Origin of the sequence: Pseudodesulfovibrio mercurii (assembly GCF_000189295.2) — a bacterium.
Taxonomy (GTDB): domain Bacteria; phylum Desulfobacterota; class Desulfovibrionia; order Desulfovibrionales; family Desulfovibrionaceae; genus Pseudodesulfovibrio; species Pseudodesulfovibrio mercurii.
Window position 1 is genome coordinate 2,123,762 of sequence record NC_016803.1, and the last position, 24,964, is coordinate 2,148,725.

At 66.2% G+C, this 24,964-nt stretch carries 24 protein-coding genes and 1 pseudogene; 14 read left to right on the forward strand and 11 right to left on the reverse strand.

Translation table 11 applies throughout. From position 1 onward, the window contains the following. The first annotated feature begins 36 nt into the window (after positions 1–36). From DND132_RS18005 to DND132_RS09605, 4 genes and pseudogenes are all read left to right on the forward strand, one after another. Positions 37–573 carry a hypothetical protein gene (locus DND132_RS18005; RefSeq protein WP_081475919.1) on the forward strand — a complete coding sequence of 179 codons (537 nt, stop codon included), beginning with the start codon at positions 37–39 and terminating at the stop codon, positions 571–573. Between the two features lie 52 nt (positions 574–625). Next, a pseudogene (locus DND132_RS18740) lies at positions 626–754 on the forward strand (RHS repeat-associated core domain-containing protein); the annotation flags it as partial. Positions 755–1,003: 249 nt separating this feature from the next. After that, positions 1,004–1,186: a hypothetical protein gene (locus DND132_RS18275; RefSeq protein WP_148266975.1), complete on the forward strand. Its 183-nt coding sequence runs from the start codon at positions 1,004–1,006 to the stop codon at positions 1,184–1,186. A 481-nt stretch (positions 1,187–1,667) separates the two neighbouring features. Then, complete coding sequence (locus DND132_RS09605; protein WP_014322536.1) at positions 1,668–1,877, forward strand: hypothetical protein; 210 nt, start codon at positions 1,668–1,670, stop codon at positions 1,875–1,877. A gap of 130 nt (positions 1,878–2,007) precedes the next feature. Here the strand turns inward: DND132_RS09605 and DND132_RS09610 are convergent, their stop codons facing one another. Then, the gene (locus DND132_RS09610; RefSeq protein ID WP_014322537.1) at positions 2,008–3,369 is read right to left on the reverse strand and encodes a protein kinase domain-containing protein; all 1,362 of its coding nucleotides are present in this window, start codon (positions 3,367–3,369) and stop codon (positions 2,008–2,010) included. 79 nt (positions 3,370–3,448) lie between these two features. Here DND132_RS09610 and DND132_RS09615 point away from each other — a divergent pair, with 79 nt between their 5' ends. The 3 genes from DND132_RS09615 (at position 3,449) to DND132_RS17665 (ending at position 6,230) form a co-directional block, all read left to right on the forward strand. Next, positions 3,449–4,648, forward strand: coding sequence for a potassium channel family protein (locus DND132_RS09615; protein WP_014322538.1), 1,200 nt, complete (start codon positions 3,449–3,451; stop codon positions 4,646–4,648). Beyond that, positions 4,645–5,175, forward strand: coding sequence for a cyclic nucleotide-binding domain-containing protein (locus DND132_RS09620; RefSeq protein WP_014322539.1), 531 nt, complete (start codon positions 4,645–4,647; stop codon positions 5,173–5,175). The genes DND132_RS09615 and DND132_RS09620 overlap by 4 nt, the downstream gene beginning before the upstream one ends. A gap of 290 nt (positions 5,176–5,465) precedes the next feature. After that, entirely contained in the window at positions 5,466–6,230 is a 765-nt protein-coding gene (locus DND132_RS17665) for an SPOR domain-containing protein (RefSeq protein ID WP_014322540.1), read from the forward strand. Between the two features lie 63 nt (positions 6,231–6,293). Here DND132_RS17665 and DND132_RS09630 read toward each other — a convergent pair whose 3' ends face one another. From DND132_RS09630 to DND132_RS09640, 3 genes are all read right to left on the reverse strand, one after another. Next, complete coding sequence (locus DND132_RS09630; RefSeq protein WP_014322541.1) at positions 6,294–6,578, reverse strand: integration host factor subunit alpha; 285 nt, start codon at positions 6,576–6,578, stop codon at positions 6,294–6,296. Positions 6,579–6,608: 30 nt separating this feature from the next. Next, complete coding sequence (locus tag DND132_RS09635; protein WP_014322542.1) at positions 6,609–7,034, reverse strand: HIT family protein; 426 nt, start codon at positions 7,032–7,034, stop codon at positions 6,609–6,611. A 327-nt stretch (positions 7,035–7,361) separates the two neighbouring features. Then, positions 7,362–7,979 carry an acetyltransferase gene (locus DND132_RS09640; RefSeq protein WP_014322543.1) on the reverse strand — a complete coding sequence of 206 codons (618 nt, stop codon included), beginning with the start codon at positions 7,977–7,979 and terminating at the stop codon, positions 7,362–7,364. Between the two features lie 228 nt (positions 7,980–8,207). On the opposite strand from DND132_RS09640, the gene DND132_RS09645 reads away from it, so the two are divergent. Genes DND132_RS09645 through DND132_RS09655 form a run of 3 tightly spaced genes read left to right on the forward strand, consistent with a single transcriptional unit; the run spans position 8,208 to position 10,628 of the window. Further along, entirely contained in the window at positions 8,208–9,134 is a 927-nt protein-coding gene (locus DND132_RS09645; RefSeq protein ID WP_014322544.1) for an ACP S-malonyltransferase, read from the forward strand. Positions 9,135–9,138: 4 nt separating this feature from the next. Continuing rightward, the gene (gene aroE, locus DND132_RS09650) at positions 9,139–9,966 is read left to right on the forward strand and encodes a shikimate dehydrogenase (RefSeq protein WP_014322545.1); all 828 of its coding nucleotides are present in this window, start codon (positions 9,139–9,141) and stop codon (positions 9,964–9,966) included. Between the two features lie 5 nt (positions 9,967–9,971). Continuing rightward, positions 9,972–10,628 (forward strand): peptidylprolyl isomerase, encoded by a 657-nt coding sequence (locus DND132_RS09655; protein WP_014322546.1) that lies wholly within the window; start codon positions 9,972–9,974, stop codon positions 10,626–10,628. 15 nt (positions 10,629–10,643) lie between these two features. On the opposite strand, the gene DND132_RS09660 is transcribed toward DND132_RS09655, so the two are convergent. Both DND132_RS09660 and DND132_RS09665 read right to left on the reverse strand, forming a co-directional pair. After that, a complete protein-coding gene (locus DND132_RS09660) occupies positions 10,644–11,513 on the reverse strand; it encodes an HDOD domain-containing protein (RefSeq protein ID WP_014322547.1) in 870 nt (289 codons plus the stop codon). Beyond that, positions 11,510–11,989 (reverse strand): chemotaxis protein CheD, encoded by a 480-nt coding sequence (locus DND132_RS09665; protein ID WP_014322548.1) that lies wholly within the window; start codon positions 11,987–11,989, stop codon positions 11,510–11,512. Before DND132_RS09665 ends, DND132_RS09660 begins: the two co-directional genes overlap by 4 nt. 81 nt (positions 11,990–12,070) lie before the next feature. On the opposite strand from DND132_RS09665, the gene DND132_RS09670 reads away from it, so the two are divergent. Next, positions 12,071–12,808 carry a metallophosphoesterase family protein gene (locus DND132_RS09670; protein WP_014322549.1) on the forward strand — a complete coding sequence of 246 codons (738 nt, stop codon included), beginning with the start codon at positions 12,071–12,073 and terminating at the stop codon, positions 12,806–12,808. Positions 12,809–12,966: 158 nt separating this feature from the next. Next, on the forward strand, positions 12,967–14,769 hold the full coding sequence (locus tag DND132_RS09675) for an N-acetylmuramoyl-L-alanine amidase (protein WP_014322550.1): 1,803 nt from the start codon (positions 12,967–12,969) through the stop codon (positions 14,767–14,769). Between the two features lie 381 nt (positions 14,770–15,150). Here DND132_RS09675 and DND132_RS17670 read toward each other — a convergent pair whose 3' ends face one another. The 3 genes from DND132_RS17670 to DND132_RS09690 form a co-directional block, all read right to left on the reverse strand. Continuing rightward, a complete protein-coding gene (locus DND132_RS17670) occupies positions 15,151–15,921 on the reverse strand; it encodes a tetratricopeptide repeat protein (RefSeq protein WP_014322551.1) in 771 nt (256 codons plus the stop codon). Between the two features lie 108 nt (positions 15,922–16,029). Further along, on the reverse strand, positions 16,030–17,274 hold the full coding sequence (locus DND132_RS09685) for an MFS transporter (RefSeq protein ID WP_014322552.1): 1,245 nt from the start codon (positions 17,272–17,274) through the stop codon (positions 16,030–16,032). 358 nt (positions 17,275–17,632) lie between these two features. Beyond that, entirely contained in the window at positions 17,633–20,650 is a 3,018-nt protein-coding gene (locus DND132_RS09690) for a DEAD/DEAH box helicase (protein ID WP_014322553.1), read from the reverse strand. Positions 20,651–20,766: 116 nt separating this feature from the next. On the opposite strand from DND132_RS09690, the gene DND132_RS09695 reads away from it, so the two are divergent. Then, positions 20,767–21,366 carry an HD-GYP domain-containing protein gene (locus DND132_RS09695; protein ID WP_014322554.1) on the forward strand — a complete coding sequence of 200 codons (600 nt, stop codon included), beginning with the start codon at positions 20,767–20,769 and terminating at the stop codon, positions 21,364–21,366. A gap of 284 nt (positions 21,367–21,650) precedes the next feature. Further along, positions 21,651–22,154, forward strand: coding sequence for an AbrB family transcriptional regulator (locus tag DND132_RS18495; RefSeq protein WP_014322555.1), 504 nt, complete (start codon positions 21,651–21,653; stop codon positions 22,152–22,154). Positions 22,155–22,362: 208 nt separating this feature from the next. Here the strand turns inward: DND132_RS18495 and DND132_RS09705 are convergent, their stop codons facing one another. Continuing rightward, a complete protein-coding gene (locus DND132_RS09705; RefSeq protein ID WP_014322556.1) occupies positions 22,363–23,526 on the reverse strand; it encodes an ATP-grasp domain-containing protein in 1,164 nt (387 codons plus the stop codon). Then, positions 23,526–24,905 (reverse strand): sigma-54-dependent transcriptional regulator, encoded by a 1,380-nt coding sequence (locus tag DND132_RS09710; RefSeq protein ID WP_014322557.1) that lies wholly within the window; start codon positions 24,903–24,905, stop codon positions 23,526–23,528. Before DND132_RS09710 ends, DND132_RS09705 begins: the two co-directional genes overlap by 1 nt. Positions 24,906–24,964 lie beyond the last annotated feature (59 nt).

The window sequence follows — 24,964 nt, forward strand, 5'->3', positions numbered from 1 at the left end:
GGGGGACAATTGTCTCCCGGCTGAAAAAGGATTTTTATGAAAGGGTTAAAGGTATTCCTTCTCTGCCTAGTTCTCGGAGGCGTGTTTTTTTATAATTCCAACTGGTTTCAGTCATTTTTCCTGTACAACCGCTTTTACGAGAACATAGTTGATGTACCATTCGATGTGACAAAAAAAGGGGAGACGATTTCCTTTTCACTCAAGCACAAGTTCAATACTTGCTATGAATTGAATGTGGGAGTTCTTGATAAATACATTTTTCATCGTGGCATTGTTGGTCCAGGGGCTTTGAGGTATCGGTTCATTTCAAGAGGTCAAATCATCAAAGAAGGACTCACCTTTCCAGCGGAACGAAATCATCTCACACTTTATCGAGGGGTTACTTTAATAACCATACTGGTATTCGATCTCCCCTTCCCCGGCGCAGGGAGTGATGTATCGCTGGAATTGACAGTAGATACCCCCATGACCTTTCTCAATGAACATGCAGGCAAGATTAGATGCAGCATCCGGCCCAACTATAGTGCAGACAGGGGGGGCTGCGATGAGGAATTACGAATAGATTCGATATAGCTCCGAGAGACCCCTTCGGGAGATCATCGAGGACACCAACCCGAGCCTGCGCCTGCCCCTCGGCTTCGCGGGCGGCCTCCACGACCGGGACCTGGAGTTCGTCCGCTTCGGCTGGCGGGATTATGACGTTCGGACCGGCAGATGGACCGCGCCGGACCCCATCGGCGACAAGGGCGGCGACCCGGACTGGTACGGCTACTGCCTGGACGACCCGGTGCACGGGGTTGATCCGGCGGGGCTTCGGACAGATATTGTCTATTACGACGGCCGAGTAGGCCACGTCGCGGTAGCTCCAGGTGGGGGAACCCCGGTTGGAAAATCTCCTGTCGGAGAAAAAGGATTGAGCGCGACAAAAGGGGTTTATAAAAAGGAAACAGGGGTTCCTATTTCAACAATCGAACTTGATACTACCCCAGAGCAAGAGTCGTACATGAAAGAATACCTGGATAGAGCCCAGAAAAGTAATAGTGTCATATATGATTTGATAGATAGGAACTGTGTCAAAGGTGTTAATGACGTACTCGAGTCAGGTGGCTTGGATACCCCTAAGGGGATAAAGGGCATTCACCCAGCAACATATATGGACAAATGGAAAAAACTTCTTGACAAATAACACTGGCGGCGGGGAACCACCGCCAGCATTAATTATGAAAAAATTTATACTCTCATTTTTGACTATTGGATTTTTACTGAGTTGCATCAGTGATATCTTGTTACGCAATAAAATTGCATATCAAATTCCGTTCATATTAAATCCATATACATACATTCATTTGGCAACATATGGATATGATTCTATTTTAATTATACTATATGATGTTCTAGCGTATGCTATAAACATCTCCGTCTATACATTATTCGGTTACTTGATTGCCGTTGGTAACCGCTTCCATCAGTTTAAATACTTTTTTGTTGCTCTATTTGTCGTATATCAAATTGTTGTTGTAAGCATATTCTGGCACTAACCATCGCGCCATCTCTGGCCGCGCCGGGGTTGTCCCGGTTCGGCAACAGGTTCTGGTTTCGTTGCCTTTGCCCGCTTTTTCCTGACAATCGTCCTCAAGATACGCCCTTCCCGCAGAGGAGGCCGGACCATGCTTGATCAGCCCCGATTCCCCCTGTTCGTCATTGGCGACAATGAAGCCCTCGTCTTTCTGAACCAGCGGGACGTGGGGGTGTTTGTGGAGCGCGACGACGTGGCGGACGGCATCTACCACGGATTCGACTTTGATGGCCGCGCCCTCAACTTCGCCTCCGGCCTGGGCCAGCTCACCAGAGGCGGCCTGCTCCTCGAAACAAACTAACCACGCCCCCGGCACACCCACCCGCGCCCGCACGCCCCCCGCGAAGCGGCGCCAAAAAGCTTTGAAGGGGAGTCCAGAGGGGAAACTTTCTCGAAAGTTTCCCCTCTGGCCGCCGGAGGCATTCCTCCCCTCAACCGGCCACGGCGCGGGCGAAGAAGCGGCAGGTGAGGTCCTGCCACCAGACGAAGCCGAGTTCGGCATCCACGTACCAGGCGGCGGTGAAGGCCTTGCGGTCGGCGGACCAGAGGCGGGCCTTTTGCGGATCGAAGGCGGGTTCCAGACAGAACTCGCCCGGCTCGGTGCGGCCGGTGAAGAGCGTGGCCAGCTCGGCCACGGTGGGCAGCCGCCAGTCGGTGCGGCCCGCATAGGCGCTCTTGTTCAGGCGGGCAACGTGGGCGTTGGCGCGCTCCCAGGTCAGCGGGTAGCGGGAGCCGTGCCGCTCCCAGACCAGGCCGCGCGTCCGCTCCAGGACCGTGCCGTCGTTCCGGTCGGCGAAGTCGCCGTGGGCGTAACACTCGGGCCGCCACAGCTCGTCCAGACCGAAGGCGGCGCGCGCCTGTTTCAGCCCGGCCTTGAGGGGCGCGGACCGGGGACGCGGGCAGACGGTGGGTTCGGGCTCGGCCAGGAGGTCCGGGGCCGCGCAGGTTGCCTCGCGCCGGGCCAGCCAGCGGGCTTCGAGGTCATTGAGGGCGTCGAGCATGGCCGGGCCGGACGGGAAGCGGTCCGAGGGATCGCGGGCCAGGGCCGTGGCGAAGAAGTCGTCCCAGGCCCGGTCCAGGTCGGCGTGCAGTTCGCGGATGGGGCGGAGGTCCTTTTCGCCGGGCAGACGGCCGGTGAGCATGCGGTACAGGGTCACGCCCACGGAGTAGCGGTCCGAGCGCTCGTCCGCGACCTCGGGGTCCGCCTCCTGCTCGGGGGCGGCGTAGTACGGCGAGCCCACGACCATGCCCTTGTGGCGCACGGTGGGTTCGCCGCGCAGCTTGGACAGGCCGAAGTCGATGAGCTTGACCGTGCCCGGCCCGCCCTGGTCCTCGGCGAGCATGACGTTGAACGGCTTGACGTCGCGGTGGATGATGCCCTCGTAGTGCAGCCGGTCCAGGCCGCGCAGCATGCCGCGCGCCAGGGCCAGGGAGGTCTCCACCCCGAGGGGCCTGGACTCGCGCTCCACCTCGTAGGTCTCGCCCATGAGCACCCCGAGGTTGCCGCAGAAGTATTCCATGGTGAAATGCGGGGGAACGGAGGTGCCGTCAGCCCCGCCGTCCACGTCGAGCACGGCGGCCACGTTGGGGTGGCTGATGGAGGCCATGGCCGAGGCCTCCTTGAAGAACATGGCGCGCAGGGCCTCCGCACCGACCAGGTCCTCCAGGATTTCCACGGGCTTGAGGACCTTGAGGGCGACGATGCGGCCGGTCACGGGCATGGCCGCCTTGTAGACCGCGCCCATGCCGCCCCGGCCGAGCAGGCCGCGTATGTCATACCTTCCGATGCGCATGCGGCAGGGTAGCCCAAGGGGGCGGCCCGCGTCCATCCCGCGTTTGACTCCGAACAGGTTGTCCGTCATAGAGGATGACATGAAGAATGTGGAAGCCCCCCGGCCGCTCCCGGCCCTGCGCGACGCCGTTTTCGGCTGGTTCCGCAACCCCTTCGGGAAACTGACCCTGCTCATCGCGGGCCTGCTGGTGGTGGCCACCGGCGGGTTCTGGTTCTTCGAGCTCTATCCCAAGGGCACCATCCACGACGCCTTCGGGGCCCTGTGGTGGGCCGTGGTCACCCTGACCACCGTGGGCTACGGCGACGTGGTCCCGGCCACCACGGGCGGCAAGGTCATGGGCCTGATCGTCATGATCTGCGGCATCGGGCTGGTCTCCACATTGACAGGCAACCTGGCCTCCATGCTGGTGGAGCACAAGGCCAAAAAGCGCAAGGGGCTGCTCAAGGTGAACCTGACCAACCACGTCATCGTCATCGGCTGGAACGACTTCGGCCAGGAACTCGTCAACTCCCTGCGCGACAAGGGCGTGCTCAGGACCCGCGAGGGCGGCCAGTCCGACCTGGTCCTGATCAACGAGCTGACCACGGACCAGCGCGAGACCCTGGCCCTGCAGATCGACATGGACGACCGGCTGCGCTTCGTCTGGGGCTCGCCCGCCCAGGAGTCGGTCCTGCTCAAGGCCCAGCCCGACCGGGCCCGGGTCATCTACCTTTTGTCCGGGGCGCGCGACTGCGACCCCAAGGACGCGGACCAGGCCACCCTGTACTGCGCCCTGACCCTGCGCGAGCTGGCCCCCAAGGTGCCCATCTACGGCGAGGTGGCCCTGCCCGAAAACCGCAAGCACCTGCTGCGCGCCGGGGTCAACGAGATCCTGGTCCACGGCCAGCTGACCTCGACCATCCTCGGCCTCATGGGCGCGAACCCCTCCCTGTGGACCCTGCTCCAGGACATGCTCGGCATGCGCGGCGCGGGCGGCCTGGACGTCCGGGCCCTGACCGGGGAGGAGAAGGCGATGACCTGGGGCGAGCTGCTGCCCCGCTTCCGGGCCGACGGGCTCCTGCCCCTGGGCGTGGCCCAGGCCAGCCGGGAGCTCTCCCTGGAGGACGTCCTGGACCAGGGGTCGGCCCTGGACCAGTTCATCCTGGAGCTGTTCCAGTCCTCGGGCCAGGAGACCCGGCTGGGCGACTCCGGCCCGCGCGTGCTGGCCAACCCGCCCGACTCGGAGCGGCTCGAAAATTTCGACGCGGTCCTGTTCCTCAAGCCCGGAGAGACGCGATGAATACCCCCGACATCGACTGGGCGGCCATCACCCTGTTCGCCGACATCACGGGCCCGGCCCTGGACAAGGTCAAGCCCATCTTCGAGGTCCGCACCCTGGACGCGGGCGAGGACCTGATCCGCGAGGGCGAGGAAGGGGACGAGATGTTCATCCTCATCGAGGGGCGCGTGCGCATCACCAAGTCCATGCTCCTGGAGGGCATGCACCTGCCCCTGCTCGAGATGGACAGCCCGCGCAAGGTCCTGGCCACCCTGGACCAGTCCGAATACCCCCTCTTCGGGGAGATCGCCCTCATGGACCGCGAGACCCGCTCGGCCACGGTGCGCACCCTGGTCCCGTCCCGGTTCCTGGTCACGGACCGCCTCCGCTTCTTCGATTTCCTGGAGCGTGAACCCGCCCTGGGCGTGCGCCTGTTCAAGCGGCTGGCCCGGCGCATGGCCGCGACCATCCGGCGGACCAACGGCGAGGTGGTCAAGCTGTCCACGGCCCTGGCCCTGGCCCTGAGCCGCTACAAGACCCTGGGCTGACGGGGCGGGAACAGCGGTCCCCGCCCCTAACCGGGATGGTGTCCGGGGCCGATCCCCGGACGTCCCGGACAGCCTACACCCGGTTTTCGCACAAACCCGGTTTCGGGAGAGAATGACAGGGAAAAACAGCCGATAAGCATAAAAAATCAACTTGACGGGGTCGGCCGCGCCCGGTCCCGGAAGGGCGGGCGATTCCGTTGCGCCGACGGCTTGCCAAGGCCCCCCTTGACGTATACTTTAGATATACTCTAGACATACAGGCCACACAGAACGAACAGGGGGACCGACCCATGAAGAAAATCATACTTGCCCTGGCGGCGCTTGCCGCCGCCCTCGTCCTGGGCGGCTGTTTCCGCCAGCACATCGAATCCGCGCCGCCCGTGCGCCAGCCCGCGCAGACCACGGCCGCGCCCGCCCAGCCCGTCATCGAGGAGACCCACGTGGTCGGCGACGAAAAGCCCCTGGACGGGCCGGTGGAGGAGGTCTACGAGGTGGACGCCGCCAAGCAGGCCGGACAGCAAGCCCCGGCAGTGGGCGAGGCCGACCTGGCCGAGGAGTCCCTGCCCGACGCGGACCAGCTCAAGCGCGAGGCCGAGGCCGCCGCTGCCCAGGGCACCCCGCCGGCAAAGACCGCTGTCCCGGCCCAGGCCGCTCCGGCTCCGGTTGCGGCCCAGGCCGCTCCGGCCGCCCCCGCCGCCCCGGCGGTCAAGGCCCCGACCAACCCCGAGGACGAGGTGGTCGGCATCGGCGACGAGACCGAGATGCCGGGCGCGGCCGCCGTCGCGGCTCCGGCCGAGCCCCCGGTTGCGGCTCCCGCCGTGGCTGCGGGCGGTCCGTACTATGTGCAGGTGGGCGCGTTCTCGGACGTGACGAACGCGAACAGAGCCCTTGAGCGTCTCATTGCGGACGGCTACAAGGGCTCCGTGATGGTCAAAACCGACGAGGGGCTATTCCGCGTGCAGGCGGGTTCGTTCCCTGACGAGGCAACGGCCGGGGCCGCCCTTGAGAAACTGAAGGCGGACTACCCCAAGGGGTTCGTGCTGAAGAAGCCTTAGTCCGGCATATGCCGAACATCGGGGCCGGGTGTCGTCACTCGGTCCTTTTTTCGCGTCTTCGGCCTAGGGATTCAGTTCGGCGCGGAACTTCCGGGACAGCCGGAAGACGACCACCTTGCGCGGGGGCAGGGTGATGGTCTGGGTCGTCTGCGGATTGCGGCCCTTGCGGGCGCGCTTGTCGTACGCCTCGAACTTGCCGAAACCGGAGATCAGCAGGGCGTGGTCCTTCTTGATGGACTTCTTCATGATCTCGAGAATGATCTCCACCAGGTCCTTGATCTCGGCGCGGTTCTTGTCGGTGCGTTCGTAGATGTAGTCCACGATACCGGCTTTGGTGAGAGTGCTCATCGATTGCCTCCAAAAAGGGTTTTCAATAACTTACTTCAGCAATCCCGCGATGGTGGCCGCGAGTTTCCGCATGTCGTCCGGGTTCTCGTAGGACGACTGGCCCCACAGTTTCAGGCCGTCTTCCGCGAACCGCGGGATGAGATGAAAATGCGCGTGGTGAACCAGCTGTCCGGCCGCCTCGAAGTTGTTCTGCATGAGGTTGAGCCCGTCCGCGCCCGTGGCCTGCATGACCGCGCCGCCCACGGCGGACAGGGCCCGGAACAGGTCCTCGCCCAGCCCGGACGGGATGTCCATGAGCGTGGGGTAATGGTCCTTGGGCAAGACCAGGGCATGCCCGGGATGCACGGGGGCGATGTCCAGGAAGGCCAGGACCGTGTCCGATTCATATATCCTGGCGCAGGGAATCTCCCCGGCCACGATCTTGCAAAAAATACACTCGGAATCCACAATGGACATGCGTCGTTTCCCTCCGTCGGAACCGAATTCCAAACGTTTCAAGCGCATGGAATCCACGGTCGTGCGATGACAGTTTTTGACCGTTACTCGCATTCATACAAGGGATATCCAGTTAAATCAAGTCAGTTCGTTCAATTTCCTGAAAACCCACGCGCGGCAAGGGTTGCGGCGAAGTCTAGATATAATCTGAAAAATCGGACGGTTGACGGACGGGGGCTGATTGAAACCGTTGTTTGAATCAATTGTGAAACGATTTCAAATGGTTGTAAAGCCCATTGAGAAAAGGTCCGCCATTGCGGGCAAATACCCCGAACCAGGGGAAAAATATCAGGTTTTCGGCCGGGCCGGAACCCCGACCACGGTCGATCCCGCGGGCACGTCGCCCAGGACCACCGCGCCCGCGCCGGCCACGGCCCCGTCGCCCAGGGACACGCCCGGCAGCACGGCCGCGCCCAGCCCGACCAGCACGCCCGCGCCGATGCGCACCGCGCCCGCCAGCTTGGCGCCCGGAGCCACGTGCGCGTGATCCCCGATGCGGCAGTCGTGGTCGGTCACGCTGCCGGTGTTCAGGATGACGTCGTCGCCGATGACGCTCCCGGTGTTGACGATGGCCCCCGGACAGACCATGCAGCCCCGGCCCAGGACCACGTCCGGGGCGAGGATGGCCGTGGGGTGGACCGCGTTGACGAAGGTCTCGCCCCTGGCCGCGAAGTGCTCGAAGAGCCGCCGCCGGATACCGTTGTCGCCCACGGCCACCACCAGGCCGTCGTGGGGGATGTCGTCCACGGCGTCGTCGCCGCCGAGCACGGGCAGGCCGAAGGGGCCGGGTGTGCCGGGCGCGCGCTCCGCCGTGACGAAGCCCACGGGCTCCATGCCCTCCACGGCCAGCAGGATGTCCGCCACCACGCGGGCGTGGCCCCCGCCGCCTATGATCACTATTCTCATGCGCGCCCCCTTGCCGCCCCGTCCCGGCGAAAGGCCAGGGATTCCGGTGCGGTGGTCATGACACGGAACCTACCCGCTTTGCTTTTTCGGTGTCAACCGCGCCCGGCCGCCCCTTGCACACGCTTGACGCGGGCTTCCGCCCCGCGCTATCCCGTTGCCACCGAAAACCGACACCGCCGCGCGGGCCGGTGCCGCCAGGGGCCGTCCGCGCGCACCAAGGAGCCATACATGACCAAGACCGGCATTCTCTTCCCCGGACAGGGGTCCCAGGAACAGGGCATGGGCCGCGACGCGGCCGAGGCGAACCCCGCCGCCCTGGAACTCTGGAAACTCGCCGAGCGCGAGTCCGGCCTGGCCCTGCGCGAAATCTACTGGGACGGCGACGCGGCCGACATGGCCGACACCCGCGCCCTGCAACCCGCCCTGACCGTGGTCAACCTGAGCCTGTGGCTGGCCGTGAAGGACAAGCTCTCCCCCGCGGCCACGGCCGGGCACTCGCTCGGCGAATTCGCCTCCCTGGGCGCGGCCGGGGTCCTCGGCGTGGAGGACTGCGTCCGGGCCGTGACCCTGCGCGGGCGGCTCATGGCCGAAAGCGGCGGCGCTGGGCACGGCATGGCCGCCGTGGTCAAGCTGGACCAGGACAAGGTCGAGGAGATCGTGGCCCGGGCCGTGGAGCAGGCCGGCCGGGAACTGCGCATCGCCAACTACAACACCCCGGCCCAGTTCGTCATCTCCGGCGAGGCCGAGGCGCTGGACGCGGCCGAAGCCCTGGTCAAGGAGGCCAGGGGGCGGGCCATCCGGCTGGCCGTGTCCGGGGCGTTCCACTCCCCGCTCATCCGGGAGGCCGCCGACGAATTCGCCGTCTTCCTCGCGACCCTCGACTGGAAGGGGCCGGCCTTCCCGGTCTTCCACAACGCCACGGCCCTGCCCGAGCCCGACCCGGCGGCCATCCTGTCCACCATGCAGGGCCAGATGACCTCCTCGGTCCTGTGGACCCAGACCATGCGGGCCATGTGGGCGCTCGGCGTGCGCCGCTTCATCGAGGTCGGGCCCAAGGGCGTGCTCTTCAAGATGCTCAAGGCCAACCTCGGCGACGAGGCGGAGCAGTGGTCCGGCCTCAACGTGGGCAATCTGGCCCAGGCCGGGGAGCTGTAGCCCCGTGACCCGGACCTACGGCATCATCGGCTGGCCGCTGGGCCACACCCTGTCCCCGGCCCTGCACAACCGGGGCTTCGCCGAGCTCGGCCTGGACGCCCGCTACGAGGCATGGCCGCTCGAACCCGACGGCCTGCCCGCGTTCATTGAGCGCGTGCGCACCGAGCCGATTTACGGCCTGTCCGTGACCATCCCGCACAAGCGCGCGGTCATGGCCCATCTCGACCGCATCTCGGACCGCGCCCTGGCCATCGGCGCGGTCAATACCGTGTACTGGGACGGGGACCTGCTGTGCGGCGAGAACACCGACGTCATCGGCGTGGTCGCCCCCCTGCGCGGGCTCGACCCCCTGCCGCGCTCGGCCGTGGTGCTGGGCGCCGGCGGCGCGGCGCGGGCCGCCGTGGCCGGGTTCCTGGAGCTGGGCATCGAACGCGTGGCCGTGTCCAACCGCACCCGGAGCAAGGCCGAGGCACTGGCCGGGGATTTCGGCGTGAAATGCGTGGACTGGGCCGGACGCATGGACGTTCCCTGGGACCTGGTCTGCAACACCACGCCGCTGGGCATGTCCGGCGACCTGGTGGGCGAGACCCCGTGGGACGCAGCCCGATTCGCCGCGGGTGCGGTGGCCTACGACATCGTGTACAATCCGCTCAGGACCCGATTCCTGGCCGAGGCCGAAGCGGCCGGGTGCCGCACCGTCTCGGGCCTCGAGATGTTCCTGCACCAGGGGCTGGCCCAGTTCCGGCTGTGGACCGGGCGGGACATGGACGAGGCCGGGGCGCGGCGGCTGCTGCTGTCGCTCCTGGCCCCACAACCCAAGCAACGAGGATGATCCCCATGCAACGCCGCTCCCTTTTCGCCCCCGTCCTTTGGGCCTGCGCCCTGCTCCTGGCCTGTTTCCTGTTCCCGGCCCTGTCCGCCGGTCCGGCCCAGGCCGGGCCCAATCCGGTGGTGGTCATGGAGACCTCCATGGGCCGGATCATGGTCATGCTCTACCCCGCCGAAGCGCCCAAGACCGTGGCCAACTTCCTGAAATACGTGAACGCGGGCTTCTACGACAACACCATCTTCCACCGGGTCATCCGGGCCAAGGGCGGCCAGGGCATGGCCGTGGTCCAGGGCGGCGGCTACACCTTCCCGGTGAACCGCAAGGCCCCGCTCTTCCCGCCCATCCCCAACGAGTCGTCCACGGCCCTGGAAAACCTCAAGGGGACCATCGCCATGGCCAGGGCCGACGCGCCCGACTCGGCCACCTGCGAATTTTTCTTCAACGTCCGGGACAACTCGTCCCTGGACTTCACCCAGTCCGCCTCCCTGACCGGCGCGTCCACCTATTCCCAGAAGACCAGCGCGGGCTACTGCGCCTTCGGCAAGGTCATCCGGGGCATGGACGTGGTCGAACAGATCAACGAGGTCAAGACCGCCAGGGCGGGCCGCATGGAGGACGTCCCGGTCAATCCCGTGATCCTCAAGAAGGCCTACCTGGCCAGGTAACGGGAAGGCGGACGCCTACAGGCTGCAAAAATCGTCGGAACATTCGAGGAACAGGTCCCACAGGGACCGCAACTCGACCACCACATTGGCCGCGACCGTGTCCAGGACCGCCGAGGTGATGCCCAGCCGCTCGACCACAGCGTTGGAGACCTCGTAGTTGAGGCCGTCCGCGCCGAGCCCCAGGCCGATCATCTTGGCCAGGACGTTGCCCACGTGGACCAGGTCCAGGACCGGGTCCAGGCCGGGATATCCGTCCGGCCGCAGGTGGTGGCGGACCACCTTGGTCAGGGACTCGGGCAGCCCCCAGCGCTCGAGCACGACGGCGCCCAGCTCCGCGTGAGTGATGCCGAAGACCGCCTCCTCAGCCCGGTCGAAGGCCAGGTCCCGGTCAAAGACCAGGCGCAGGATGTCGCGCAGGTCCACCTGGACGTAGGCCCCGAGCAGGAGCTTGCCGATGCCGGACAGCAGCCCGGCGGTGTAGACGTGATCGGGCGCGTCCATGCCCAGGGTCCGGGCCAGCTCGCGCGAGGCCAGGGCCACGGTGGTGGAGTGTTGCAGGAACTGGCTGGGGGCCTGGTCGTAGCCCGCGATGACGTGGACGTAGTACGGGGCCACGCCCGTGGAGATGAAGAAGCGCAGGACGTCGGGCGACCTGAGGACGTCCAGGGCCGCGCGGGCGGTCAGCACCGGCCCGGTTCCGACCGGGTCCGAAGCGTTGACCACCTTGAGCAGGTTGGCGGTCAGGCCGGGGTCGTGCTCGATGATCCGGGCCAGCCGCGAGAAGTCCGCCTCCGGGCCGTCCAGCAGGGACCCGGCCTTGCGCACGCAGGTCGGCATGGCCACGACTTTGGCGCAGGCCGCCAGGATCTCCTCTCGTCGGCTCACAGATCGCTCTCCTTCCCCAGGACCCGCACTACCACACGACCGGTGTCCAGGTACAGAAAGAGTGTGCGCGGGGTGGTTCCGCCCACGTCATGGGCCGCCAGCCGCCGGTGGTTGTGCTCCAGCAGGCGCATGAGCGCCTTGAAGTTGCGCACGCCCGTGTCGAAGATGCGGTCCCTGCGCATGTTCGCCCCGCCCGCCGCCTTGAAGACCAGCCGATTCCGGTCCGCCCCGAGGTCCACCAGCCTGCGCACGGTCATGGCCACCCCGGTGTTGACGAACATGAACGGGTTGGCCCGCGCCTTTTCCCTGGCCGCGGCGGCCGTGGGCAGCAGGCAGTGGACCATGCCGCCGATCCGCGCCTTGGGGTCGTAGATCGCGACCCCGAGGCAGGAGCCCAGGGAATAGGTGACGATGACGTCTCCGGGGTTGGCGGACAGCTTCATGTCCGAGATGCCGACGACCAGCGTGTTGTTCATGGTCAGCCCATATATGCAGGCGGCCCCGGAGTAAAGCCCGCCCCACTTGCCATCCGGCCCCGATTCCCCCATAGTCGGGCAATGCACGACACCTCCCCCCTGGCCGTCCTGGCCGACATCCACGGCAACGCGGCCGCGCTCAAGGCCGTCCTGGACCATGCCCGGACGCGCGGCCTGACCCGGTTCGTCAACCTCGGCGACACCTTCTACGGCCCCCTGGACCCGGCCGGAACCTGGGGCATCCTGCGGGCCATGGACATGCCCGCCGTGCTCGGCAACCAGGACCGCATCCTGCTGGACGACGCGCCGCCGCCCGCCGTGGCCGCCGTGCGCCGGGCCCTCGGCCCCGAGGCCCTGGCCTGGCTGGCCGGGCTGCCCGCGACCCTGCGCCCGGAGCCGGACGTCCTGGTCTGCCACGGCACGCCCCGCGACGACGCCGCCTACCTGCTGGAGGACGTGACCACGGGCCTGCCCGCACCGCGCCCCCCCGAGGCGATCCTGGCCGACCTCCTGCCCGAGGCCCGGGGCTGCTCCCTGGTCCTGGCCGGACACAGCCACCATGCGGGCCTGGCCGTGGCGGGCGATGTCACCGTGGTCAATCCGGGCAGCGTGGGGCTGCCCGCCTACGATGACGACGATCCGCCCCACGTCATGGCCAGCGGCTCGCCCAGGGCGGCCTACGCCGTGCTCAGGCGCACCGGCGGAGGCTGGGACGCGGAGTTTGTGGAGGTGGACTACGACTGGGAATCCGCCGCCCGCCTGGCCCGGGAAAACGGGCGCGGGGACTGGGCGCGCTGGCTGTCCACGGGGCTGGCCTAGGCCGGTTCCGGACACACTGCGGCACGTATTCAGGAATCTTTCCCCTTTTTTTCTGGACTTTTTTTAGATTCTTCTGAAAAATACGACCTTAATGAACCTGTCGGACGCGCCCTTCGGAAGGCGCTGTCGGGCGGAAGACCCGAACGGTCCCATATGCCATGAAGCCGCATCACGTCGGAAACATACGCCTGCTGACCGCCCTGGCGCTCTGCGCCCTGGCGGGCTTGCTGCTGTGCGCTTCCCCGGCCCGCGCCGCCTCGGCCAAATCCTACTTCACCACGGGCCACGCAGAGTTCCACGCCCTGGTCAAGGACGCGCGCAAGGCCAAGTACCGCTCCAACTGGCAGAAGGTGGAGGAGACCTTCTCCCTCTGCCTCAAGACCGCGCCCAACGGCCCCTATGCGCCCAAGGCCCTGTACTACATCGGCCGGGTCTACGAGGAACTGGGCGCGCAGAGCGGGCTCAAGTCCGACTTCCGCAAGGCCGTGGACTACTACGGCCGGGTCCTGGCCCGGTACCCGCGCCACGGCTGGGCCGACGACTGTCTGTTCCGGCGGGCCGACGTCTACGCCCGCAGGCTCAACGAGACCACCGCCGCCCGGCTGGACCTGGCCACCATCATCGTGGACTACCCGCGCTCGGACATGCGCGCCAAGGCCGACGCCGCCCTGAAGCGGCTGGGCAAATACCAGTGGGCCGTGAACAAGGTCTCGGGCGGGTCGGGCGACGGCCTGAACGCCGTGGCCTCGGCGGCCGCCAAGGCCCCGGCCCCGGTCAAACAGCAGCCCGTGGCCGCCGCGCCCAGGGATCCGTCCGGCCTGGCCCATCTCGACGTGGTCCGGTTCACCTCCAGCGACGAGTACACCCGCGTGGTCCTGGAGCTCGACGCCCAGGTCAAGTACCGCTACCAGGTGCTCGGCCCCAACCCGGCCGTGAACCGCCCCCACCGCCTGTACATCGACATCCAGGACTCCCGCCTGGGCCACGACGTGACCGCCTCGACCACCGTGTCCGACGGCATCCTGCGCTCCATCCGCACCGGCCAGTACTCCAAGGACACCACCCGCGTGGTCCTCGATTTCCTGAACATGCAGGACTACAAGATATTTCCCCTGCAGAACCCCTACCGCATCGTCATCGACGTGTACGCGCCCGACGGCAATTCGCCCGCCCCGGCCGTGGCCTCGGCCGAGCCCGCGCACAAGACCCCGGCCAATTCCGACTACCGCCCGCCCAAGGGCAGCAAGCAGATGGCCGGGAGCCTCCTCGAACAGCTCGGCCTGACGGTCCGGACGATCATGATCGACGCCGGGCACGGCGGCAAGGACCCCGGCGCCACGGCCAACGGGCTGCGCGAAAAGGACATCAACCTGGAGTTCGCCAGGCTCCTGGGCGGCAAGCTCGAGGCCAAGGGGTTCCGGGTCATCTACACCCGGACCACGGACGTGTTCATCCCCCTGGAGAAGCGCACGGCCATGGCCAACGCCCAGAAGGCGGACCTGTTCCTGTCCATCCACTGCAACGCCAACCACAGCCGCAAGGTCAACGGGCTGGAGACCTACAGCCTGAACCTGGCCAAGACCGACGCGGCCGTGCGCATCGCGGCCCGCGAAAACGGCGTGGACCCGCACGCCATCTCGGACATCCAGTTCATCCTGACCGACCTGATGATCAACTCCAAGATCAAGGAGTCCCGCGACCTGGCCGGGGACGTGCAGACCAGCACCATCAAACGGGTGAAGAAGACCTACCCGATCAACAACAAGGGCACCCGCGAGGCCCCCTTCTACGTGCTCATGGGCGCCAAGATGCCCTCGGTCCTGGTGGAGATCGGCTACATCACCAACAAGACCGAGGCCGCCCGTCTGCGCTCGGACAAGTACCGCGAACACCTTGCCAACGGCATCGTGGACGGCGTCCTGGCCTACAAGAGCCAGATCGAACGCTACGCCATGAACTAACGGCGGCGGGGCCCGAGAGGGGCGCATCCGCACATTTTCCAGCCGGGATTTGATCCTCACGTAGGCGGCTACGCTGCGGTCAAACCCCGGCTGAAAAATGCACGGCTGCCCCCCTCTCGAACCCCGCCGTGTCGTCGTTTAGTAATTTTCTTCCCGATTGGTGAAGCAGCCCGTCTCCGCCGCCTTCCCTGGCCCCGCCGCGCCAAGGGTTTCCGCGCCCCCCCCAACGCGAACCGCCTCTTCACTCACCCACCCCCCGCAACCCGCTTAGGCTTTCGAGAGTGGGTCAGCTGTGCATTTTCTTCCAGTGGGCTTTCACCGCAGCGTATTGCGGCATACGTGAGGATGAAAGCCCACTGGAAAAAATGTGCGGATGGCCCGCTATCGGAAGCCGCCCCTGCTCTCAAGCCACGCATTGGCCCGGTGGGCGGCTTCATCTACTTCGGCCTGGGTCATGTGCGCGACGACCTGGTTCAGGCGCTGTTCGGCCCTGGGGTGGCCCTTGGTTCCGGCGATGACGAACCACTTGCACGCCTCGACCGGGTCCGGGGGCTGGTCCGCGCCGCGCAGGAGCAGTTCGCCCAGGGCGACCTGGGCCTCGGTGAACCCCTGGTTTGCCGATCGTTCGAGCCACTGCCGGGCCTCGGGCACGTCGCGCGGGACCAGGCTGCCGGTGAGCTGGAGGATGGCCAGGTTGAACTGGCTCCGGGCGTCGCCGGACCGGGCGGCCTTGCGGGTCCATTCCAGGAACAGGGCGGCGCTGCGCTCGACCCCGGCGCCCTTGCCGTAGGCGTAGGCCATGTAGGCCTGGGCCTGGGGCTGGCCCTTGTCGGCGGCGGTCCGGAGCAGGTCGAGCCCCCTGGCCCCGTCGCGGTCCACGCCCACGCCCGCCAGGTAGAACCGGCCGAGGATGTTCATGGCGTCCGGGTCGCCCTGGTCGGCGGCCCGTTGCAGCCATTTCGCGGCCGAGACCGGGTCGTGCCCGCCGAAGCCGCCCTCGAAATACAGACGCGCCAGGGCCACCTGGGCCGCCGGGTCGCCGGACCGGGCCGCGGCCTTGAGGTCGTGGGCCACCTCGGGAAAGGCGGAATAGTGGATTCCGACCAGGAGCAGGCCGAAGAAAAAGCAAAACTGGATCGTTCGTTTGATCATGCGCGTCACCTCGGTATTGGGATGCGGGACCGCCATATCCGACCTAATACGGGAACGGCGTGGATGTCAAAAACCAAGGGACCGCGAAGGGATTTTCCTCGCCTGATTTCACTCCGGCTGCCGCAGCAGGGCGGTCAGGACCACGGCGCAGGCGGTGAGGGCGGCGCAGAGCCAGAAGGCGGCGTTGAAGTCGCCGGAGAGGTCGGCCAGGTATCCGGCGACCACGGGGCCGATGATCTGGCCCGCGCCGAAGAACAGGGTGATCAGACCGAAGGCCTTGACCGCCCGGTTGGGGCCCATGTAGTCGCCCACGGCCGCGGACATGATGGTCGGGATGCTCCAGGCGACCACGCCGAAGATGACCACCGAGGCGTAGAGGAACAGGGGCGAGCCGTTCAGGGCGGCGAAGGCGTAGGCCACGGTGAACAGGGAGAAGACCACGATCATGCCGAACCGGCGGCCGAGCCGGTCGGACAGCCAGCCGAAGAGCGGGCCGGAGAAGACCGAAAGCCCGCCGACCACGGCCCAGAACCGCCCGGCCGCGTCCTCGCCGTAGTGATGCACGTCCACCAGGGCGGTGACGATGAAGGTGGCGTAGACCACGGACGTGGCCCCGAAAAGCAGGTAGATGATCCCCAGGTGGACCATGGTCCCGCGCTGGGAGCCCCGCTCCGGCTGATGCGTGCGGGCGGCGGACGCGGGACCGGTGGGGGATGCGGAAGCGGGGGCGGCCCCGCCCAGGGGTTCAAGCCCCTTGTCGCGGGGATGGTTGCGCAGCAACCAGCCCGCCAGCACGGCCACTGCCACGGCCATGAGCCCCAGGACGAGCCAGCCGATGCGCCAGCCCTCGCCGCCGGAGCCCTGGTTCACCCAGGGGATGAACAGCCCGGCGAAGATGATGGCCACGCCGTTGCCCGAGACCATGATCCCGGCGGCCCGGCCACGGGTGTCCCGCAGGAACCAGTGGGAAATGAGGCCCATGAGCGGCACGTTGGCCAGGCCGGACCCGACGCCAGTGGCGAAATACAGGAGCAGGACCGGCTCGAACCCATCGGCGCGGCCGATGAGGACCATGGACAGCCCCACCAGGGCCAGCCCGGCGGCGATGGTCCGACGCGCGCCCAGGGACTGGGTGATGGTCCCGGCCAGCAGGACCGCGAGCATGTAGCCGGTGAAGTTGCCGGTGCTGATCAGCCCCATGCGCCCGTAGTCGAGGCTGAGGGATGCGCCCATGGACGGCAGAAGCATGCCCAGGGAGAACCGGCCCAGGCCGAGGCAGGCGAAGACCACGGCCGCCCCGGTGAGGCAGACGGTCCAGCCGTAGTGGCGGGAAGGGGCGGCCTTGTTCTGCATGGGCCTCCGTGGAGGTCGGGGGATTCAGGCCGCGCCGGGCGGGGCCGGTAAAATCGAACGATGTGCGCGGCAACAACGCCGCCTCATCGGAAGCGCACCATAATACACTTGTTTTCCGGTGTAAATTCCCACGAACGATATTTGGATAACACCCCAATGGAGCGCCTTTGCCGCCCCCGGCGGCAAACAGCGGCTCTCGCGGCCCCCATTCCCAGGCAATACCCGGCGATCCGCTTAGGCTTTCGAGAGTGGGTCAGCTGTGCATTTTCTTCCGGTCGGGCCAACCGCAGCGTAGCCGCCTACGTGAGGATTGGCCCGACCGGAAAAAATGTGCAGATGGCCCGCTCTCGGAAGCCGCCTACCACTCAACGGGCAGCTTAACTTTTTGGGAGGCCTTGTTGGTGAAGAAGATATAGCCATGCTCCCGGCCGAACAAATACACATCCCTGGTCACGGTTACGTCCTGGCGGCAGTATTCGGTGATCAGGTCGAGCCGCCCCTCCTTCCACCACTTCAGCGCCTGGAGCCCGTCGGCGGACTTGCCCGCGCCGAGGGTGGCCGAGGCGATGTTGTCGAGCTTGACCCGGTAGCCGAGCCGGTTGTTGACCTCCACCAGGAGGTCCAGGTTGGGCAGGGAGCGGAACCCGAAGGGGTGCAGGCCGCCGAGCACGGCGTAGTCGAATTTGACGTGGTTGAAGCCGATGACCAGGTCGAACTTCCGCAGATGGGCCACCAGCGCGTCCATGTCGTCCTGCTCGTAGTCGAACATGGCCTCCTCGCCCGAATCCCACAGGCAGGCGATAGACACGCCCATGCGGTCGGCGCGGTTCCAGCCGCCCACCTCGTCGGCGGAATAGCGGGTCTCGATGTCCAGGACGCCGTACCGCTTGGGCGCGGGCCGCTTCGTGTCGATGCCGGGGAGCGTGTTCACGTCGATTTCCTTGGGGGTTATGGATTGGGGGTCGCCCGAGCGGATGGCCTCCAGCACGAACAGGGCGGCCCGCTTGTCGATGGGCCGGTTGCCCGAGCCGCACTTGGGCGAATGGACGCAGGACGGGCAGCCCAGCTCGCACGGGCAGTCCCGGATGGTCGAAAGCGTGGTCTCGATGAGCTCGTCCGCCCGCTCGAAGGCCTGGCGGGTCAGCCCCGCGCCGCCGGGCATGCCGTCGTAGATGAACACGGCCGGGCCCTCCACCTGCGGGTGCAGGGGCGTGGAGATGCCGCCCAGGTCGTTGCGGTCGGTCATGACCAGCAGCGGCAGCATGCCGATGGCCGCGTGCTCGAAGGCGTGGATGCCGCCCATGAAGTGCAGGAACTCCTCCTCGCAGCGCCGCCGGATGTCGTGGCCGATCTCGAACCAGATGGCCTCGGTCTCGAAGACCTGGGGCGGCAGGTCCAGGGGCACGATGCCGAGCAGCTTGCCGCCGCGCACCGAGCGCTTCTCGTACCCGGTGATCATCTCCGTGACCTTGACCCGCCCGAAATAGACGCGCGTGCCGAAGCTCGCCTTCTGGCCCAGAACCTCCAGTATCTCCGTGTCCTTGGACCCGCGCGGCTTGGTGTAGTAGCCCACGCGCCGGGCCTCGGCATGGACCGCGTTGGTGGCCGGGTCCAGGTCCCGGATCACGAAGGTCCGCCCCCGGTGCAGGTAGACCGCGCCCGGATGGGTCTCGCGGTAGGCCCGGTATTGATCAATAGTGCCAATGACCGGCGCCCTAATCGATTGAAAACGGCCCGATCGCTTCGTTGCTTCAAATGATTCAACCCCTTGCGTAGGTTCACTACGCGGCGGGCCTGAATCATTTTCGCGCCTTGCGCTCGAACCGTTTTGAATCGATTGGAGTTGAGCGGTGATGTCCTCGATGTGCATCTGGCTGCCCGCGCCGCGCAGGTCCACGTCGCGGTGGGGGCGCTTGCGGTGGGTGACGATCTCGACCGGATGGCCCGGCAGGTCCGGCTCCACCTCGAAGAGCTCCCCGGCCGCGACCAGCTGCTCCACCCGCCGGGCCACCTCGGGCTCGGCCAGGAACGGCTCGCCGCGCCGCAGGGTCAGCTCGGCCGCCGCGCAGATCAGGTGGCGGTCCATGATCACCGGGTTGAACGGGTTGAGCATGGCCGACTCGGGCGGCCGGGCGAAGAAGTCGTCCGGGTTGCGCATGAAATACTGGTCCAGGGCGTCCTCCTGGGCGATGAGCGCCACGGCGGAGTCCCTTTGGCTGCGGCCCACGCGCCCGCCCCGCTGCAGGGTGGCCATGATCGAGCCGGGGTAGCCGACCATGATGCACACGTCCAGCCCGCCGATGTCGATGCCCAACTCCAGGGCCGAGGTGGAGATGACAGCCAGCAGCTCGCCGTCGGCCATGCGCGCCTCGATCTCGCGCCGCTCCTCGGGCAGGAACCCGGCCCGGTAGGCCGAGATGCGCCCCTTGAACTCGCCGCTCTTCTCCGCCGCCCACATGGAAATCAATTCGGTCATCTTGCGCGACTGGCAGTAGACGATGGTCCGCAAACCCCGCGCCAGGGCCGCCCGGAGCAGGGAGATGGCCGCCATGGACGGGCTGCCGTCCGGGTTGACGAAGATCATGTGCCGCCCGCCGCGCGCCGCCCCGGATTCGAGGATGGGGTGCACCTCGAGCCCAGTCAGCATCCTGCACAATTCCGACGGGTTGCCGATGGTCGCCGAGCAGAACACGAAGGTCGGGTTGGCCCCGTAGTAGCGGCACAGCCGCATGAGCCTGCGGAAGACCATGGCCATGTGCCCGCCCATGACCCCCCGGTAGGTGTGCACCTCGTCCACCACGATATGCGTCAGTCCGGACAGGAACTCGGCCCAGCCCGCATGGTGCGGGAGCATGGACAGGTGGACCATCTCCGGGTTGGACAGGATCACGTTGGGCGGGGCGTTGCGGATCTTCTTGCGGAAATGGGGCGAGGTGTCGCCGTCATAGATGGCCGCCGTGGGCCGCCGGTCCTCCCGGCCGTTGAGCGGCAGCAGCGCGGCCAGCTCGTTGAACCCCTTGAGCTGGTCCTGGGCCAGGGCCTTCAAGGGGAACAGGTACAGCGCCTTGGACTCGGGATCGGCCAGGATCTGCTCCATGACCGGCAGGTTGTAGGTCAGGGTCTTGCCGCTGGCCGTGGGCGTGGCCACGACCACGTGCCGGCCCGCGCGGACATAGTCCACGGCCTCGGCCTGGTGGTCGTACAGCTTTTCTATGCCGAGCAGGGACAGGGCGCTTTGCAACGGCGCGGGCCATGGACGGCGCGGCTCGCCGAAACGGGCGTCCGCGCCCTCGACCACGCGGTGATGGGCTATCTGATGGGCCATGCGCTCGGAATCGAGCATGGCCGAGACGTATTCGAGGACAGGGCTCTCCACCCCGAAATCCTACGCCGGGCCGCCGGGCGAGGCAAGACGCGAAATATAATTGCCCCCTGCCAACGGCCATCCCATACTTGACCGGCAAGCAACCCGTTCAGCCCCCGGAGCCCGCCATGACACCCGAAAATTGCCCGCCCGACATCCTCGCCAGCCTGATCGAAATCGCCCGCGCCGCCGAGGCGCGCACCGAAGCAACCGCCTTCCACTCCGAAAAGGTCGCCCGCGTGGCCCACGGCATCGCCAAGGCCCTGGACCGGCCCAAGAACATCCTCGAACGGCTGCTGCTCACCGGCAGGCTGCACAACATCGGCCTGGTCGGCACCCGCGACTCGGTCCTGCGCAAGACCACCCCGCTCTCGCCACAGGAATTTCAACACATCCAGGAACATACCCGCCTGGGCGCGGCCCTGCTCGCCCCCATCCCGCAACTGGCCGACGTGGCCGAGGTCTGCCTGGCCCACCACGAACGCTGGGACGGCTCGGGCTACCCCAACGGCCTGGCCGGAGAGGAAATCCCCCGACTGGCGCGACTCATCTCCGTGGCCGACTCCTACTGCGCCATGATCTCCGAACGCCCCCACCGAGACTCCCTGCCCCGGCCCGTGGCCGCCGAAATCATCACCGAGGAACGCGGCAAACTCCTCTGCCCCGAATGCGTGGACGGCTTCCTCACCTGGTACAGAAAAACGGACGGCCGCATCGATCTGTTCTGAGAACGATCCGCCGGGGCCAGAAATGCCTCCGGCGCGCAGGCCCGGATGGAACCGCTCTCTCCATCCGGGTCGTTTTCGTGCGGGGCGGAGGCCGGGACGCCCGGTTCCGGGCCGGGAAAATGGTTGCCAACCACGCACGACGGGACTACAGATCGTCCCCCTCCCGCGCCGGTGCCGCCGGAACCGAGACCGACGCCGCACCCCGGGCAGCAATCGGCCCTTGCCCTGAAGCAATGAGCGGGCAACAAAAATCGGCGGACAAGCCACCGCCCTTCGGTGACACAATGCAACAATTTGCCCATCTCGTCCTGATCATGGGTGCTGCGCTCGCGGGCGGACTGCTCGCCAGCCGCCTGAACATGCCCGGCAGCGTCATCATCGGCGCCATGCTCGGCGTCATCGTCCTGAAGCTGTGCCTGGCGGCCCCCCTGGCCCTGCCCAGGCAGTGGTCGCTCTTCATCCAGATCGTGGTCGGCGCCACGGTCGGCTCGCGTTTCTCCATGGACATGCTCCAGCAACTCAGGCACTACGCGATGCCCATCCTGATCTCGGCCCTGGTGCTGATCCTCGTGGGCAGCATCATGGCCGTGATATTCACCAGGTTCTGGGGCATCGACCCGGGAACGGCCTTCATCAGCACCAGCCCCGGCGCCATGACGGCCATGACCGGCATGGCGGGCGGCCTGAACGTGGACATCTTCCTGGTCCTGACCTTCCACATCACGCGCGTCATTCTGGTCATCCTTCTGGCGCCGGCCATCATGCGCATCAGCCGCCTGTTCCTCTAACGGCCACACGCAACCGAAGCCGCACCGATCCCCGCCCTCTTCTCCCCACACACACGTCTCCCCGCGTCCGCACGCCCCTGCCGAAGGCACACAAAAAGTTTGGGAGAGTCCAGAGAACCCTTCTCAAAGGGTTCTTTGGTCCCCCCGAAGGGGCCGCCGGAGGCATTCCCCGCTCGTCCGTCCGGCGAGGGCCAGCCGGAGGCCTTTCCTACTCCGTCACGACGAAGCGGGTGAAGTCCTGGGAGACGGTCTGCTTGAGGGCCGGGAGTTCGGTTTCGGGCAGGGAGACGAAGGCGAAGGCGAAGACAGGGTACTGGTGGTAATCAATCTTACGTAATTCCAAGATGTTGGCGAAAAGCGATTGGAATCCCTCATAGTCCACGTCGCGGATGCGGGTGCGGTCGAGGGAGGACGGCAGGTCGCCGATGACCATGGCGGTGGCCATGCCCTGGTTTTCGGTCAGGATGGCGTCCCAGTCCGGGCGCAGCTCCTTGAAGTAGCACTCGTAGGGGTTGAAGCCCCAGGCCAGGGCGGTGATGTCGGCCACGCACCAGCCCGCGAGGCGCAGGGGGTTGGCCTCGATGGGGATGATGTCGCCGGTTTCGGTGACGCGGACCTCGATGTGGGAGACGAAGTCGCGGAATCCGCACTCGCGGGCCACGTCGCGGAGGTAGTCGGTAAAGGGCAGCAGCCAGGTCTCGATGATCCGGGCGGAGGTGTAGTAGAGGCGGTCCGAGACGTCGTCGGCGGACAGGAAGGTGTGGTGCAGGATATTGGTGATCACGGGGTTGCCTTCGGCGTCGAAGTAGACGTCGATGGCGTATTCCTCGCCGTCGATGGACTGTTCGATGATGAATTCGCCGCCGCTGACGACGGCCTCGGGGTATTCGGCGTTGAGGGCGGCGCGTTCGGCCTCGATGGCCCGGACCGCGGCGGGCCAGTCCGCGGGGGTGTTGACCACGTGCACGCCCAGGGAGAAGAAGCCGCGCGTGGGCTTGATGATGAACGGATAGTCCACGTCCGGGGCGTCGAGCCCGGCCAGATCCTCGAAGGGCACGCGCCGGAACCGGTAGTCCGGGTGCAGGGCGGCCACGCTTTCGCGGAAGAGCGCCTTGTCCTTGCAGATGTCGATCTGGCGGGCGAGGTCCTCGTTGCAGCGGCAGCGCAGGACGTGTCCGAGGCCGTTCTCGGAGTTGGTGTAGACCTTGCCGCCCAGGGCGAGGCGGGCGGAGAACTCGATCTCGTCGATGTAGTGCAGGGGCGCGTCCCCGGCCAGGCGGCGGGCCTGGGGGGTGTCGAGCACGGCCTGGCCGAGCTCCAGGACCGAGTCCGTGAGGAAGCGGGAGACGTAGGGGTAATCGAGGACGATCATTATTTCGCTTTGCCGGTCAGGCCGTATTTCTTCAGTTTGTATTGGAGGTTGGACTTGGAGAGGCCGAGCATCTCGGCGGCCTTGACCTGGACGAAGTCGGTGCGCACCAGGGCGCGCTTGACCAGGGCCCCTTCGATCTTGTCCATGGTGTCGGCCAGGTTGAGCTTGGTGGGCAGGAGGTCCACGGCGGACTTGAACTGGGCCTCCTCGTCCTTGATCTCGGGCGGCAGGTCGTCGGCGTCGATGACGTCGTGGCGGGCCAGGACCGTGCAGCGTTCGACCACGTTTTCGAGCTGGCGGACGTTGCCGGGCCACTCGTAGGCGGTCAGGTAATCCATGGCGGCCGAGGTGAAGCCGGTGATGGCCGACTGGTTTTCCTTGTTGTATTTTTCAAGGAAGTGGGCGGCCAGGAGGGGGATGTCCTCGCGCCGTTCGCGCAGGGGCGGCATGAAGATGGAGACCACGTTGAGGCGGTAGAAGAGGTCCTCGCGGAACTCGCCCTTGGCCACGGAGTCCTGAAGATTCTTGTTGGTGGCGGCGACGATGCGGATGTCCACGTCGAAGGTCTCGGTGCCGCCCACGCGCTCGATCTGGTGTTCCTGGAGCACGCGCAGGAGCTTGACCTGGAGTTCGGGGGTCAGCTCGCCGATCTCGTCCAGGAAGAGGGTGCCCTTGTTGGCCTGTTCGAAGCGGCCCTTGCGCATGGCCGTGGCCCCGGTGAAGGAGCCCTTTTCGTGGCCGAAGAGTTCGGATTCGAGCACGCCGGGGTTGAGGGCCATGCAGTTGACCGTGACGAACGGGGCCTCGCGCCGGGGCGAGGAGGTGTGGATGGCCCGGGCGATGAGCTCCTTGCCAGTGCCGGACTCGCCAAGGATGAGCACCGTGGACTTGGAGGGCGCGGCCCGGTCGACCATATCCAGGACCTGCTCCATGCCCTTGCCCCGGGCGATGATGTTGTCCTTGGAGTAGCGGTCGCGAATCTCCTTCTTCAGGCGGATGTTCTCCTGCTGGGTGGCGGCGTACTGCACGGCCTTGGAGATGGACAGGAGCAGCTCCTCGTTGGCGAAGGGCTTGGTGATGTAGTCGTAGGCCCCGATGCGCATGGCCTCCACGGCCGCCTCGATGGAGCCGAAGGCGGTCATGATCAGGACCGGGATGTGCGGGTAGTTCTTCTTGCAGTGTTCGAGCACGTCCTGGCCGGTCAGGCCGGGCATCTTCATGTCGGTCAGGACCACGTCCACCTCGGAATCCTCGAGATAGGCCAACCCCATCTCGGGGTCGGACAGGGTGGTCACGTTGTACCCCTCGTCCTCCAGGATGGATTCCAGGATGAGCAGATAGTTCTTTTCGTCGTCGAGAATCAGGATGTTTGCGGCCATTCGGTCTCCAGATGCGCTGTCCAATTCATATCAACACCGGACGATAGACCAAGACGGGC

What these genes read in the sequence shown, in the direction of transcription:
- DND132_RS09670 (WP_014322549.1), top strand. Translation starts at nt 12,071, where the DNA reads ATGCACGACACCTCCCCCCTGGCCGTCCTGGCCGACATCCACGGCAAC.
- DND132_RS09640 (WP_014322543.1), bottom strand. Translation starts at nt 7,979, where the DNA reads ATGAGAATAGTGATCATAGGCGGCGGGGGCCACGCCCGCGTGGTGGCG.
- DND132_RS09615 (WP_014322538.1), top strand. Translation starts at nt 3,449, where the DNA reads ATGAAGAATGTGGAAGCCCCCCGGCCGCTCCCGGCCCTGCGCGACGCC.
- DND132_RS09610 (WP_014322537.1), bottom strand. Translation starts at nt 3,369, where the DNA reads ATGCGCATCGGAAGGTATGACATACGCGGCCTGCTCGGCCGGGGCGGC.
- DND132_RS17670 (WP_014322551.1), bottom strand. Translation starts at nt 15,921, where the DNA reads ATGATCAAACGAACGATCCAGTTTTGCTTTTTCTTCGGCCTGCTCCTG.
- DND132_RS09675 (WP_014322550.1), top strand. Translation starts at nt 12,967, where the DNA reads ATGAAGCCGCATCACGTCGGAAACATACGCCTGCTGACCGCCCTGGCG.
- DND132_RS09665 (WP_014322548.1), bottom strand. Translation starts at nt 11,989, where the DNA reads ATGAACAACACGCTGGTCGTCGGCATCTCGGACATGAAGCTGTCCGCC.
- DND132_RS18005 (WP_081475919.1), top strand. Translation starts at nt 37, where the DNA reads ATGAAAGGGTTAAAGGTATTCCTTCTCTGCCTAGTTCTCGGAGGCGTG.
- DND132_RS17665 (WP_014322540.1), top strand. Translation starts at nt 5,466, where the DNA reads ATGAAGAAAATCATACTTGCCCTGGCGGCGCTTGCCGCCGCCCTCGTC.
- DND132_RS09620 (WP_014322539.1), top strand. Translation starts at nt 4,645, where the DNA reads ATGAATACCCCCGACATCGACTGGGCGGCCATCACCCTGTTCGCCGAC.
- DND132_RS09705 (WP_014322556.1), bottom strand. Translation starts at nt 23,526, where the DNA reads ATGATCGTCCTCGATTACCCCTACGTCTCCCGCTTCCTCACGGACTCG.
- DND132_RS09710 (WP_014322557.1), bottom strand. Translation starts at nt 24,905, where the DNA reads ATGGCCGCAAACATCCTGATTCTCGACGACGAAAAGAACTATCTGCTC.
- DND132_RS09685 (WP_014322552.1), bottom strand. Translation starts at nt 17,274, where the DNA reads ATGCAGAACAAGGCCGCCCCTTCCCGCCACTACGGCTGGACCGTCTGC.
- DND132_RS18495 (WP_014322555.1), top strand. Translation starts at nt 21,651, where the DNA reads ATGCAACAATTTGCCCATCTCGTCCTGATCATGGGTGCTGCGCTCGCG.
- DND132_RS18275 (WP_148266975.1), top strand. Translation starts at nt 1,004, where the DNA reads ATGAAAGAATACCTGGATAGAGCCCAGAAAAGTAATAGTGTCATATAT.
- DND132_RS09695 (WP_014322554.1), top strand. Translation starts at nt 20,767, where the DNA reads ATGACACCCGAAAATTGCCCGCCCGACATCCTCGCCAGCCTGATCGAA.
- DND132_RS09655 (WP_014322546.1), top strand. Translation starts at nt 9,972, where the DNA reads ATGCAACGCCGCTCCCTTTTCGCCCCCGTCCTTTGGGCCTGCGCCCTG.
- DND132_RS09645 (WP_014322544.1), top strand. Translation starts at nt 8,208, where the DNA reads ATGACCAAGACCGGCATTCTCTTCCCCGGACAGGGGTCCCAGGAACAG.
- DND132_RS09630 (WP_014322541.1), bottom strand. Translation starts at nt 6,578, where the DNA reads ATGAGCACTCTCACCAAAGCCGGTATCGTGGACTACATCTACGAACGC.
- DND132_RS09635 (WP_014322542.1), bottom strand. Translation starts at nt 7,034, where the DNA reads ATGTCCATTGTGGATTCCGAGTGTATTTTTTGCAAGATCGTGGCCGGG.
- DND132_RS09605 (WP_014322536.1), top strand. Translation starts at nt 1,668, where the DNA reads ATGCTTGATCAGCCCCGATTCCCCCTGTTCGTCATTGGCGACAATGAA.